Here is an 11,988-nt window from a genome sequence, read left to right as displayed (position 1 = left end):
ACACTATAGTGTGCGGGCCCTTGAGTGCAGTAGCAGGATTGCCTTTCAAAAATGGATAATTGAAAAATTTGAAAAAGTTTGCATCCGTCAACAGTCCTTTACCCTCAAAACGCTTATCCCCATTTTTCAGGACAAAAGACCCTACCCCCGAAAGACGGTTAACCTCTTCCACCTGCGGATAGCTGGACTTCAATACAGGCGCCAGTATAGAAGGCAGTCCCCCATCAGCTTCCAGCTTTCCGTTAATTGTGTTCTGGCTAAAAACCTGGTAAATACGGTCGCGGTTAATGTTGAAATTGTCATAACTGAGTTCATTTGCCACCCATAGGAAAATGAGTATAGCTGTCGTCATGCCGATCGTCAGCCCGCTGATATTGATAAAGGATATAGCTTTATTTTGGCGGATTTGCCTGTAAGTGGTTTTAAACAGCATATTAAGAATCCGGACTTCATTCCTGATCTTTTCTGCCAATCTGATTTTTGAACGATTGTGCCGCCGTGAAATATGATAACCATTAACAACACGCCCGTTGCGATACGGGCTTTCTGTACGGCTTAACCGGGCAAAGTCCTTACTCACATTTTCCGCTTTGTTTAATAGTGCCTGTTTTTGGAGCGAAGTAATCCTGGGGTCGGGGTCTTTGTATTCGGTCAGGAATTCTTTTACCGGGTCCAGTAAATTACGATGCGTGCCTAACAGGTAGGCTAATTCGTTTATTTCAGCATCAGTTGCTTCTCCCGAAATAAAAAGCTCGACCAGTGACCAAACATGCTCTTCCATAAAAACAAGGGTTTAGACTTTACCTGCTAAAAGACGCTTCAGACCGGGAATTCGTTGCAAGGATGATAAGATAACATCCGATAAAATTCCGGATATCGAATCTTATTTCAGGCTGAATTGGCAATGCCTAAAGTAATATAAATTTTTTAAAAAAATATGACGTCATTTGACTGTATATTATTATATTTGACGTCAAATGACGACATAATGATTACAAGAAGAGATGTATTCCAGGCTATTGCCGACCCAAGCCGCAGAGCGATACTTACCTTATTGATGGCGCAAGCTATGACTGCGGGTGCCATCGCCGCCGAATTTAACAGCACACGTTCCACTATTTCCAAGCATTTGCAGATACTCACTGAATGCGGATTACTATCGCAACAAGAGCGGGGACGCGAAGTGCATTATGAACTTAAACCCGAAAATATGAAAGCGATAGCCGATTGGCTGAAACCGTTCCAGCAATTATGGGAGAACAGATTTAGTAAACTGGATGGTATTTTAAAACAAATGAACAACGAAGAGTAATGAAAACACTATCCGCTAAACTGGCTATTGTACTGGCTGTACTTTACGAGCTGCTCCAAGTCTTATTGATCTATTTGCGACCTGACCTTCCCGTCTATTCTACCACCATCAGTGAGTGGGCAATAGGACGATTCGGCTGGCTGATGCAAACGGCCTTTGAACTATCGGCCTTAGCTTACCTCTGTTTAGCTTTGGCATTAAAAGAGCCAAAGACGGGCAGATTCATTTTGCTGATCTGTTTTTTGGGCACTGTTGGTGTCGGCCTTTTTGTGACTAATCCCTACCCGCCGGATATGCGGATCACGACTACCCTGATTCATACCATTTGCGGCACTTCAGCAATGATTTTATTACCCGTGGCAGCTGGGTTTATTTGTTTTCGAAAGGGCAATAAGGGGCTCGGGAAATGGATCGGACTGCTGCCGATATTAGCCTTGATCGGCTTTATTGTTCATTTGAATTTATATATCATTCCTTTAGGGAAAAATGCGGTGGGTCCGAATGTCCCCATCGGGTATCCTTCGCGCATCTTATTCTTTTGCTATCACATCTGGCTGGTTATTGTGGCCGATATACAGATCAAACGAAATCAACAAGTAAATCACTGATATGAATCCAGAAACTCAAATCATCGCCGAACCCGGCGCACAGGAACTATTTATTATACGGGAATTTGATGCGCCACGAAAAAATGTCTTCAAAGCTTTTTCCGACCCGGATATCCTATGTCAATTTTATGCTCCCTTTGATCTAACCCTCGTCTTTAATTCACAAGATTACCGGAGTGGTGGCCATTATAACTGGAGTTGTAAAAGAGGCGACAAAATTGTGTGTACTTTTTCAGGTGTGATCCATGAGCTGACCACCCCTTTACGCATCATCCAGACCGGCGAATACATGGATCTGCCCGAACGTGGCAATGTGGTTTTGGAAATACTCACATTTGATGAGCTTTCCGATAACCGCACGAAATTGACGATGCATCAAATTTGTCCTACCACAACGGTCAGGGATGCTATCGTGAAAAGCGGTATGGATAGCGGTGTGAGAGATATGTTTATCAAGTTGGACCGGTTGTTGCCTACTTTATAGCCATTGCCGGTCAATCCGGGAGGATTAATCTATCTTTATATTCTCTGTCTTAATTTAAACAATAAGTGGTGCGCTAAGATACGACCATTTGCTGGAATATTTTGCTTCTATGAACATCCATTATACTTTTTGGCTCAAACCGCCCGTCGTTTTGGCGCGTCTGTCCCTTACAGCATTCATTTTCGGTAATTATCTTTGCCAAAACAGGTCATGAAACTTCTCTTAACCTCCAGCGGTATTAGCAATCAAAGTATTCAAGACGCCCTAACCGGCCTTTTAGGCAAGTCTATTGCCGAATCCAACGCACTCTTCGTTCCTACGGGCATGTATCCATTTGCCGGCGGGCCGCAATTCGTGTGGAAAGCCATTAACGGAGAACTCGGCTCACCCATCTGCAAACTTGGTTGGAAATCATTGGGTATTTTCGAACTCACCATGCTTCCCAGTATAGAAAAAGGAATATGGCAGCAAACCCTTCGTGAAGCAGACGCACTGTTAGTGTGGGGAGGAGATCCGGTGTTTCTCAGTCACTGGCTGCGCGAATCCGGTCTCGCTGATTTCCTGCCGACACTCGACAAACTGGTTTATGTAGGTGTAAGTGCCGGTGCCATGGCCACCAGCGAGCTGTTCGCCGAATCTTATGGCAATCCGCCAACAACCATAGCTTCCTCCATCAGCACTGAAATAATCAATTATGATACCTTCACCGCTACCCTGGTGACTGCTCGTGGCGCGGGCTTCATCAACTTCGCTATTATCCCCCACTACAGAAATGAAAATCACAGAGAGGCTTCGGAAGCCAACGCACCTGTATGGGCCTCTAAAATAGGTGTTCCGGTGTACGCCATTGACGAGCAAACCGCTGTTAAAGTGGAGAATAATACGATTGAAGTGATCTCAGAGGGACATTGGGAACTTTTTTAGAGTCGTCCTAAAGATAATTCCATTAGATGTTTTTATAACCAGCGTTGAGGATTTATTAGTTCCGGATAAAGATAGACGTTGCCATTGTATTGTTTGGTACCGGCGTCGGCAAATTTACAAGCGTTCCGTTAATCCAATAAACCGGACTTGGTTGCGATGTGAGGCTATTGACTGCTAAAGTAGTACCCACAACGTACATATCGCTTCCGGAAAATGCAATGCCTGTCGCGGTTGCATGTGTGGCAAGTATAGATTCTACATTATTTTTCCAATACGCAGCATACAGGACGCCATCTGCCCCATCAATTCCGGCAGTGTATACGTCACTTCCATTTATTACAATTGAGGTATTGTTTGGGTAGGGGTGAGATGGTAATTTACTTGCAAAAAAAGTTCCATTCTTCCAATAGCCTAAATAATCGCTGCTGCCATATCCCGTGCCAACTGAGCCTGAAATATACATATCATTCCCCTGGAATGTTATCCCATAAGCAGTAGAAACAGTATCCGTTAAGGTTGTCATATTGGGAGTCGTGAGTGCAACAGCACTGCCATCTGTTTTCCATATTGTTGCCGCCCCTAATTGGAAAGGATTGAATGATGTTCCTGAGATGTAAACTACATTGTCTTTTATTGCAATTGCCCAGGCCATTGATGAACTTACTACGCCACAACACGAAAAAGGGTTGGTTAATGGTATAGCCACATCGTTTTTCCACAAAGTAGCAGTTAGATCATATGCTGGCGTCTGAATATAGCCAACAGCATAAACATCATCGCCAAGGACCGCTATACCATTCACTATGCCGTTTTGTTGTATAGGGTGAGGTACTCCGTTCTTCCAGTATCCGCCGTACCCCGCACCATCTATTTGGATATTTCCGCTTATGTAAACGTCGTTGTTGTGTATAAAGATACCATTAGTGGTGCCAAGCCCAGATAGGTTAGTGGCGATTCCGTTTCGCCAATACATTGGCTGATCTCCGGATGATCCGTATGCCCATCCAGTAATATAAACACTTGGCAGAACTTTAAAAGATGTTGTGATAGATCCGGTATTATATGATGCTGTTCCCGCCTGCATTGCGGTTATAGTAACAGTACCTGCTCCATTGATTTGAATACTATCCCCTTTTATACTGGCTACGGCAGGATCACTACTTGAATAAGTAAACGCACCGTTACTATTGCTTGCTAACTTGGGAATAAGAAAAGTAGCATCCCCAACATATTTTGTTGATATATTAAAGCCTGATATCTCGGGTGTTGCCTTAGGTGGTACAGGGTTATTTTTTTTACAGGAGACTATAAAAAGGATAAACAATGATAGTGTTAAGACTATTTTGTATTGCATAAGGCTTAGCTTTTTTAAAAGCTCTAATATAAGCAAAAATTCGTTACCGTATATTCGTCCCTATCTGCTTAAAATATTCGTGAACTAAAAAAACCTCCCGAAGTCCTCAGTTTGCTAATAAACTGGTAGTCTCTAGTTACCTTGCATAATTGCGCGTCAAGAAATTTTTAAAAGGCTATTGCATCACCCCTAATTGTTGCAATAATCCAATACTGTCCATTATTATTCTGCTTTCAGAAAATATATTGTCCTTAACAACATCAATAACTATTCCCCATACTTCTACCCTTTTTTGTGTAGGTGGTATCCCCATAAATTCACCTTTATGAGTTCCGGTCCATGTAAATCGGGTTACGACCTTTTCACCTTCGGCTATTTGTTCATTAACCGTCCAATTCATATCAGGAAATCCGGTAAACATTGCATTAAGCACAAATTTTAGCCCTTCTCTCCCGGGTTGCTGTCCAGGAAATGGTACGTGCTCAATAAAGTCTTCAGCTACAATATCATCAGCAGCATTCAAATTTTTCCTGTTTATCACTTCGTCAATAAAGTGACCAATAATTTTTTTGTTTTCTTCGGGGCTCATATGGGAAGGCGTTGGTGATTAACAATTAATGTCTTAAATATAACTGTAAAAACTTTTCATTGCGATTTTTTTAGCGGGACAGTAAGCGTAATATCTATATCCCCCTTTTCAAAGCCTTCTTCAACTCACTTAAAAACTGGGCCACATCTTTCGCATCTCCGGAGGTTGGATCTTTTACAGCGCATCCCATTTTTACAAAATTTTTCAAATCTTGCATTTGCCATATCGCAGCACCGCTCATTTCCGGATAATCCCTCTTAAAGTCTTTCAACTGTGCCTTGATCTCTGCTACAGACTTACTTCCTTTATAAGTGCTGCATGTGCTAAAAGAACCTCGTGCCATAAATATCGGATATATCGGCTGCTTACATTTCAGCGCATTTACCCAGTCCTTTAAATCGTTTTTAGCTCCGCCATCATAACACTGTAAATACAAAGCATCAACTACATTTGCATCAGACGACTTTAAAATATCGTCCCAATATTCGTATTTCGTAAAAGGGCATAATGTCATATGCATATTTAGCTTTGCTGCAATCTTGCCCATTGCAATAATTGAGGGGCTGTCATACACGGATTCATCATCTATACAAAAAGCATCTGCACCCAGCACTTCTTTTAACACTTTACAGATATTATATAAGGTACTACGCTCATCAATACCAGTCACGATACCTGATACAGTCTTAGTTGAGTCATACCAATCACGGATGAAATCATAGGTGTTCGGCGGCTGTCCGTACCAGCGCCCTTCCAGTAAAATTTCAATGCGGGTTATAGAAGATTTTATTTTAAGATCAGTCACCCTTCTTACGTAAGAAGAATCTCCCACCCATTTGCCGTTATGAATAATAGGCTGATGAGAATCGCCGGAATAAAGGTCGCCATCCGCATGAATATAAAAACTGGATAAGAGCAGCGTGTTGAATCCGCTATGTTTTAACAAGTTATATGTGCTATCATCGCCCGGATACAGACCTCTGCCGAATATGGCCAGATTTTTAGCCGGTAAAGCTGCTGATGGTGCATAGATTTGTTGGGCAAAACACAGGTAAGAAAAAGCTGTAAAAAAGATTGCTAATAATAATGTCTTCATAGTAAATGCTATTAAGGGCCAAATTAAACATAAAGTGCTAATTTTATACTCATCAAAACTTAAACCGCCACTCACAGGTTTAGGTTGTACAGATACCTGGATATGGCCTTTATTGATTATTACAAAATACTCGGTCTGGATAAAAGTGCATCCGAAAAGGATATAAAAGCCGCTTACCGCAAGCTGGCCCGGAAATATCATCCCGACCTTAATCCCAATGACCCCGAAGCCAACAAAAAGTTTCAACAGATAAACGAGGCCAATGAGGTTTTGAGCGATGCTGAAAAGCGCAAGAAATACGACAAGTATGGCGAGAACTGGCAGCACGGCGAGGAGCACGAACAATATGCACGTCAGCAGCAGCAAAACCGGCAGCAATATGGCGGTGGTCAGTACAGCGGCTTTGGAGGTGGCTTCGGGCAGGGCTTTGAAAATTATGAAGACTTTGGCGGTGGTGGCGACTTCTCCGATTTCTTCCAGCAGATGTTTGGCGGTGGCGGTCGTTCACATGCACAGGCTAAATACCGCGGACAAGATTTTACAGCCGAGTTGCACCTGAGTTTCCGCGAAGCGGCTGAGACCCATAAACAAACCTTAACCGTTAACGGCAAACAGATACGCATCACCATTCCCGCAGGAGTGGAGAACGGGCAGACCATCAAAATCGCCGGCCACGGCGGACCAGGCAGCAATGGCGGTCCGGCAGGTGATTTGTACATTAGTTTTGCTATCGCGAACGATCCGCAGTTTAAACGTTCGGGCGCTGATCTGTATGTGAATAAGCAGATCGACCTTTATATAGCAGTTTTAGGCGGCGAGATCACTGTAGATACTTTGACCGGAAAGGTGAAGCTCAAAGTAGCTGCAGGCACCCAAAACGGAACCAAAGTAAAACTGAAAGGCAAAGGCTACCCGGTTTATAAGAAGGAAGGGCAGTTTGGCGACTTGTACCTCACCTACGAAGTGCAAATACCCACTAACCTTACTGATAAACAAAAAGAGTTATTTACTGAACTAGCTGAAAGCGAAAAGACTAAAGCTTAAAGCAGAAAGATTTTAGAGTTTAGAAATTAGTATTTAGAATTTTAAGGCTATGGCAACGACCCTGATATCTACCACCGATTTTTGTACCTGGCACGAGGTTGAGCATACCTTTGTCCGTTCACTGGGCGATGCGGGTCTCATCGAGATTACTATTGTTGACAAGGGTGAGTTTATCCCTGAAACTCAGCTACAGCGTCTTGAAAAAATGGTGCGCCTGCATCATGAGCTTGATATTAACCTGCCAGGAATTGAAGCGATCACACACCTTCTGGACCGCGTAGAGACTATGCACCAGGAAATGCGGACACTGAAAAACAGGCTTAGACTTTATGAAGAAGACTACCCAAAATGACCATAGCCGAAATCCGCGAACTGCGCTTGCTGAACCAGCACCTGGCCTCTCCTGTCTTTACCCAACCTGCTGATCTGGTATACTACATGGGCGCCATCCAATCACAAGATTATGCGGGCGCCAAATGGGCAATTGCCCAGCGGCTTAAAGGAGCTACCGACAAAACCATTGAAGATGCCTTTACCAATGGCGACATCATCCGTACCCATGTAATGCGACCCACCTGGCACTTTGTTCACCCTAAAGATGTTCGCTGGGTGATTCAGTTGACTGCGCCCAGGGTTATGACCATTGCCGGAACTCAGCACAGGCAGCACCAACTCGACCACATCGTTTTCTCCAAAAGTGAAAAGGCTATCCTGAAAGTGATTGAAGGCGGCAAGCAATTGACGCGTGATGAGATTGCAGAAGCATTGGAACAGGCAGGAGTCGCCACGAATGAGCAGCGTTTTATCCATATCATGATGCAGATGGAGCTTATCGGTTTGGTATGTAGCGGTGGTCGCAAGGGGAAACAATTCACCTATGCTTTGTTAGATGAACGCGTACCGGCAACTAAACCTTTTGATAAACAGGAAGCTCTGGTTGCTTTAGCCGAACGGTACTTTACTTCACACGGGCCAGCCACGTTGCAGGATTATGTATGGTGGAGCGGATTAACTGTAATTGACGCAAAAGCCGGGCTTGAAGCAATAAAGCATAAATTAACCAGCGCAGAGTTAAATGGTAATATTTACTGGTTTGCTGAACAGCAAAATTTATCCAAAAGTAAATCACCGGCCACTTTTCTGCTGCCGAATTATGACGAATACATTGTAAGCTATAAAGACAGAAGCGCCACCATAGCTGCATCCGACGTCAACAAGGCTGACCCACGCGGAACCATTTTCAATCATACCATTGTGGTAAACGGGAAGGTTATTGGAATATGGAAACGTTTTATCGGGAAATCAAAAGTAGATATTGAACTTATTCCCTTCCAGCCATTAAGCAAAGCAAATCAAACAGCTATCGAAGCCGCAGCAAAACGTTACGCTAAATTTCTGCAGTTAAAAGATTTTACAATAAATATTTAGAAGGTAAATATCTGGTTTTGTATAGCGTAAAGCACCAAACCGGTTCTTGATTTCAGGTTCAGCTTCAGGAACAGTGCTTCACGATAGTTATCTACCGTGCGCGGACTAACAAACATTTTATCAGCTATTTCTTTGTAGGTGAGCTCCGAACAGCAAAGGCGCAAAAACTCCAATTCCTTTTTAGTAAAGTCCGGGGCATCTTCATCATCTGCCACTGTACGGATCAGTTTACCCGAAACCATGTCATTGATGTAAACACCTTTGGTATGTATGGTTTTTATGGCATCCAGCAATTCCCCTGGTTTCGATTCCTTCAGCACATAGCCACTGGCACCGCTCTTGATCATTTTAATCACAGCTTTATCATCCTCAAACATGCTGAGCGCCAAAACTTTTATCTGCGGATAGTTTTTCTTTAGCCAGCTTGTCGCATCGTACCCATCCATTACCGGCATGTTAATGTCCATTAGTACCACATCGGGTAATGCATGTTTCGCTAAGGCATACTGCATCTGCTGACCGTTTTCGGCCTCAAAAACCACCTCCAGTCCATCAAACTCGCTCATCAATCCGGCTACCCCGTTTCTGAACAGCGTGTGATCGTCCACAATAGCAATGCTTATTTTTTCTGTTGTCATTTCTTTATGGATAAGGAATAAATATTTCGATACAAGTACCTTCGCCCGATTGCGATTGTATAAAGAACCGTCCTCCTACTATCTCCGCCCTTTTCTGAATATTAAGCAATCCCATGCCTTTCTGATCATCAGGCAAATTGGCTACATCAAATCCAGCCCCGTTATCAATTACCTGTAGCCTGACTCCTTCCTGGCTATATGCCAGCTTAATACTGATCTCGCTAGCCTTTGAATGCTTGATGATATTATTAAACACCTCCTGGAGTATGCGAAAAAGGATCAAATCTTTATCTGGGTTATTCTGTGCCGGTTGTTCTCCTTCAATTTCATAGTTTACAATATATTGCCCCGATTTTTCTATCCAGTTGATCTCGTGCCTTATTGCTTCACACAGCCCCAGGCCAATCAATTGTTCACCCTGCAACAATTTTCCGAGCAACCGCATTTCCTTTATCGAGCGCATCGTCAGATCGAGCGCGGCATCGATCTTTTGCTGTGCTTTTTCGGCATCATCAAGTTTGACCGAATTGAGTGTCAGTGAGGTTAAGCTCAGCAACTGTCCTATGTTGTCATGCAGATCGGCCCCAATGGTTTGCATGGTTTGCTCGCGGATTTCCATTTGGGTTTTGATTAGTTCTGATTCAAAGGTGAGTTGCATGAGTTGCTTTTCTTCGAGGTGACGTTTTTTGCGCTTATTATAAATAAAAATATATAGCACCAGGAACGTCGGTGCTATTAGAAAAATAAGGGTCGTAATTATGATAAGCTCTGTGATGTCGTTGTTAGCCATCTTCTGCAGATAAATGAGTAACTCCAGCAACTGTATAACAATACATTAAGGATGTTAAAGATAAAGTAGCTTAAGCTTCGTTTAGGAGTAATCATAATATGTGATAATTTGCTGTAAAATAGATTCACAACTGTACTTCCGAAATAAAAAAACAAAAGACCCGCTATCCACCAAAAATCTGCTGATCTACTTAATTGAATATAACTATCGTCTTTGAGTAATAAATAGAAATAAATTAAACTGCACAACACAATAATAACTGACATGACTGAATAGGTTAAGTTGTTGTAATTAAAAACCCCATGCTCCCAGATTTCATAAACATAAAGAGAGACCATCAACAAAGCGATAATAAATATTGCAGACTTTATTTTAATGTATTTTGTTAACAAAGAATTAAACATTATACTTAGAATGACTATTTGAAATAGTAACAAAATATTATATAACCAAGGGTTAGGATGCACATGTAGTCTATCATGCAGGTATAACCTTTTAACATAAATTCCCATAAACTCGACACTACATGTTATAAAAAGCAAAAACACAACATTTCTCCAAATAGGCTGTCCTTTATAATTTATAAGCCAGATTAATGACGTTATAAAACATACTGTTTCTATACCAGTATTTAAGGTAAAGTAATGTAATACTTGCATAACGTTTAGGACTATTAGGGTTAATAGTCCTAAAGTTAGTCAAAAATACCTCGCTCTTATATTAATCACAGTTGTTGGGGCATAGTTCGCCGTTGTCATACCCTCCGAAGAAGAAATATTTGTTATGGCTATATGAAGAGTCACATATAGATTGTCCCAGGTCTTCTAAACAATGATAATAGTCGGTATGTGAATTACCAGAACTATACGTAGGTACTAAAATGAAAACATCTCTTATAGTGTGTGACAGTTTATCAAGATATCCTTTCCCTAAGTAAACTCGAATGCCATCAAGCTTATTTGCAGAATTTTGCAATGCAAGGTTTATACTATGTATAAAGCATAGTGAGAACCATTCGCTTCTGGTATTTATGGGATTTTTATCAGATTTTATATGCGCTTGAACCCATTTATAAGTTGTATCACAATTAAGATAATGATAACTTGTAGAGGAATTGCAGGTATCATCAGAGGCAGAACATGGAATGTTTGAATCATATAACAGGGCACCCGGGGGAGCACTATCATCTGAGACATCACCAAAACTTCCACTTAAAAAGTCTGCAATATGATTGTAATAATCTCCGTGAGTGCTTAAACCAGCGCTTGGAGGCGTTCTCTTCTTCGTTGAAACTAGTAATATCGAAACTTCTAATTTAGTAGTGCTTAAGGGTTTGTCACAGCCGAAATAAAACCTTATGCCATCCGTCAGGCCACTATCAGCTTTAGCTTCACTTTGTAACAAAGTATCGATACTATTAATTTGTTCTTTGCTAAGCCATAAGGATACAGACTTATTGCTGATATCAGAGTCTTTTAATTTGTAGAAATTGTCTATCATTTTTAAAGCTCTACTGTAATCATATCCATTGAGAGTTTTATTTACAGGAATAGATATAGAAGCTTTTATTTGTTTATTTTTATTACATCCGAATAACGATGCAATCAAAACAACAAAAATTCCAAATACTAATTTTTTCATAACAGTTAGGGTTAAATTGTGAATGATTTGATTAATTACCTCCTAAATTCCCCAAATAACCAATACATTATACCCGTTTT

The 11,988-nt window shown here is 41.6% G+C and carries 14 protein-coding genes; 7 read left to right on the top strand and 7 right to left on the bottom strand.

The genetic code is table 11. The features are described 5' to 3' along the window. Positions 1–781 (bottom strand): ABC transporter permease (locus VIM89_RS07540; protein WP_488155532.1); only part of this gene is annotated, 781 nt, incomplete at its 3' end. Positions 782–988: 207 nt separating this feature from the next. Between VIM89_RS07540 and VIM89_RS07535 the strand changes: the two genes are divergently transcribed. The 4 genes from VIM89_RS07535 (at position 989) to VIM89_RS07520 (ending at position 3,328) form a co-directional block, all read left to right on the top strand. After that, on the top strand, positions 989–1,312 hold the full coding sequence (locus tag VIM89_RS07535) for an ArsR/SmtB family transcription factor (protein ID WP_488155531.1): 324 nt from the start codon (positions 989–991) through the stop codon (positions 1,310–1,312). Then, positions 1,312–1,920, top strand: a complete 609-nt coding sequence (locus tag VIM89_RS07530) for a DUF998 domain-containing protein (RefSeq protein WP_488155530.1) — start codon at positions 1,312–1,314, stop codon at positions 1,918–1,920. Before VIM89_RS07535 ends, VIM89_RS07530 begins: the two co-directional genes overlap by 1 nt. A gap of 1 nt (position 1,921) precedes the next feature. Beyond that, positions 1,922–2,404: an SRPBCC domain-containing protein gene (locus VIM89_RS07525; RefSeq protein WP_488155529.1), complete on the top strand. Its 483-nt coding sequence runs from the start codon at positions 1,922–1,924 to the stop codon at positions 2,402–2,404. A gap of 210 nt (positions 2,405–2,614) precedes the next feature. Next, entirely contained in the window at positions 2,615–3,328 is a 714-nt protein-coding gene (locus VIM89_RS07520) for a Type 1 glutamine amidotransferase-like domain-containing protein (protein ID WP_488155528.1), read from the top strand. A gap of 55 nt (positions 3,329–3,383) precedes the next feature. Here the strand turns inward: VIM89_RS07520 and VIM89_RS07515 are convergent, their stop codons facing one another. The 3 genes from VIM89_RS07515 to VIM89_RS07505 all read right to left on the bottom strand — a co-directional run bounded on the left by VIM89_RS07515 (position 3,384) and on the right by VIM89_RS07505 (position 6,367). After that, entirely contained in the window at positions 3,384–4,682 is a 1,299-nt protein-coding gene (locus VIM89_RS07515; protein WP_488155527.1) for a hypothetical protein, read from the bottom strand. 175 nt (positions 4,683–4,857) lie between these two features. After that, positions 4,858–5,271 (bottom strand): ester cyclase, encoded by a 414-nt coding sequence (locus tag VIM89_RS07510; protein ID WP_488155526.1) that lies wholly within the window; start codon positions 5,269–5,271, stop codon positions 4,858–4,860. Between the two features lie 94 nt (positions 5,272–5,365). After that, positions 5,366–6,367 carry a hypothetical protein gene (locus VIM89_RS07505; protein ID WP_488155525.1) on the bottom strand — a complete coding sequence of 334 codons (1,002 nt, stop codon included), beginning with the start codon at positions 6,365–6,367 and terminating at the stop codon, positions 5,366–5,368. A gap of 102 nt (positions 6,368–6,469) precedes the next feature. On the opposite strand from VIM89_RS07505, the gene VIM89_RS07500 reads away from it, so the two are divergent. From VIM89_RS07500 to VIM89_RS07490, 3 genes are read left to right on the top strand one after another with little or no spacing between them, the layout of a single operon-like run. Continuing rightward, a complete protein-coding gene (locus VIM89_RS07500; protein WP_488155534.1) occupies positions 6,470–7,411 on the top strand; it encodes a DnaJ C-terminal domain-containing protein in 942 nt (313 codons plus the stop codon). A 49-nt stretch (positions 7,412–7,460) separates the two neighbouring features. Further along, entirely contained in the window at positions 7,461–7,763 is a 303-nt protein-coding gene (locus tag VIM89_RS07495; RefSeq protein ID WP_488155524.1) for a chaperone modulator CbpM, read from the top strand. Further along, positions 7,760–8,839 carry a winged helix DNA-binding domain-containing protein gene (locus VIM89_RS07490; protein WP_488155523.1) on the top strand — a complete coding sequence of 360 codons (1,080 nt, stop codon included), beginning with the start codon at positions 7,760–7,762 and terminating at the stop codon, positions 8,837–8,839. Before VIM89_RS07495 ends, VIM89_RS07490 begins: the two co-directional genes overlap by 4 nt. Here VIM89_RS07490 and VIM89_RS07485 read toward each other — a convergent pair. The 3 genes from VIM89_RS07485 to VIM89_RS07475 form a co-directional block, all read right to left on the bottom strand. Next, positions 8,836–9,477 carry a response regulator transcription factor gene (locus VIM89_RS07485; protein ID WP_488155522.1) on the bottom strand — a complete coding sequence of 214 codons (642 nt, stop codon included), beginning with the start codon at positions 9,475–9,477 and terminating at the stop codon, positions 8,836–8,838. The two genes, VIM89_RS07490 and VIM89_RS07485, sit on opposite strands and share 4 nt — an antisense overlap. A 4-nt stretch (positions 9,478–9,481) precedes the next feature. Beyond that, positions 9,482–10,267 carry a sensor histidine kinase gene (locus tag VIM89_RS07480; RefSeq protein ID WP_488155521.1) on the bottom strand — a complete coding sequence of 262 codons (786 nt, stop codon included), beginning with the start codon at positions 10,265–10,267 and terminating at the stop codon, positions 9,482–9,484. A 720-nt stretch (positions 10,268–10,987) separates the two neighbouring features. Continuing rightward, the gene (locus tag VIM89_RS07475; RefSeq protein ID WP_488155520.1) at positions 10,988–11,908 is read right to left on the bottom strand and encodes a hypothetical protein; all 921 of its coding nucleotides are present in this window, start codon (positions 11,906–11,908) and stop codon (positions 10,988–10,990) included. Between the last annotated feature and the right edge of the window lie 80 nt (positions 11,909–11,988).

Origin of the sequence: Mucilaginibacter sp., assembly GCF_036568825.1 — a bacterium.
In the GTDB taxonomy this organism is placed as follows: domain Bacteria; phylum Bacteroidota; class Bacteroidia; order Sphingobacteriales; family Sphingobacteriaceae; genus Mucilaginibacter.
Note: the sequence above shows the minus strand (reverse complement) of the source record. Positions and strands in the feature narration are given on the sequence as shown.

Bases quoted from the DNA above. Each gene is read 5' to 3' on its own strand.
- VIM89_RS07530 (WP_488155530.1), top strand. From the start codon at position 1,312: ATGAAAACACTATCCGCTAAACTGGCTATTGTACTGGCTGTACTTTAC.
- VIM89_RS07515 (WP_488155527.1), bottom strand. From the start codon at position 4,682: ATGCAATACAAAATAGTCTTAACACTATCATTGTTTATCCTTTTTATA.
- VIM89_RS07500 (WP_488155534.1), top strand. From the start codon at position 6,470: ATGGCCTTTATTGATTATTACAAAATACTCGGTCTGGATAAAAGTGCA.
- VIM89_RS07510 (WP_488155526.1), bottom strand. From the start codon at position 5,271: ATGAGCCCCGAAGAAAACAAAAAAATTATTGGTCACTTTATTGACGAA.
- VIM89_RS07505 (WP_488155525.1), bottom strand. From the start codon at position 6,367: ATGAAGACATTATTATTAGCAATCTTTTTTACAGCTTTTTCTTACCTG.
- VIM89_RS07495 (WP_488155524.1), top strand. From the start codon at position 7,461: ATGGCAACGACCCTGATATCTACCACCGATTTTTGTACCTGGCACGAG.
- VIM89_RS07485 (WP_488155522.1), bottom strand. From the start codon at position 9,477: ATGACAACAGAAAAAATAAGCATTGCTATTGTGGACGATCACACGCTG.
- VIM89_RS07535 (WP_488155531.1), top strand. From the start codon at position 989: ATGATTACAAGAAGAGATGTATTCCAGGCTATTGCCGACCCAAGCCGC.
- VIM89_RS07480 (WP_488155521.1), bottom strand. From the start codon at position 10,267: ATGGCTAACAACGACATCACAGAGCTTATCATAATTACGACCCTTATT.
- VIM89_RS07520 (WP_488155528.1), top strand. From the start codon at position 2,615: ATGAAACTTCTCTTAACCTCCAGCGGTATTAGCAATCAAAGTATTCAA.
- VIM89_RS07475 (WP_488155520.1), bottom strand. From the start codon at position 11,908: ATGAAAAAATTAGTATTTGGAATTTTTGTTGTTTTGATTGCATCGTTA.
- VIM89_RS07490 (WP_488155523.1), top strand. From the start codon at position 7,760: ATGACCATAGCCGAAATCCGCGAACTGCGCTTGCTGAACCAGCACCTG.
- VIM89_RS07525 (WP_488155529.1), top strand. From the start codon at position 1,922: ATGAATCCAGAAACTCAAATCATCGCCGAACCCGGCGCACAGGAACTA.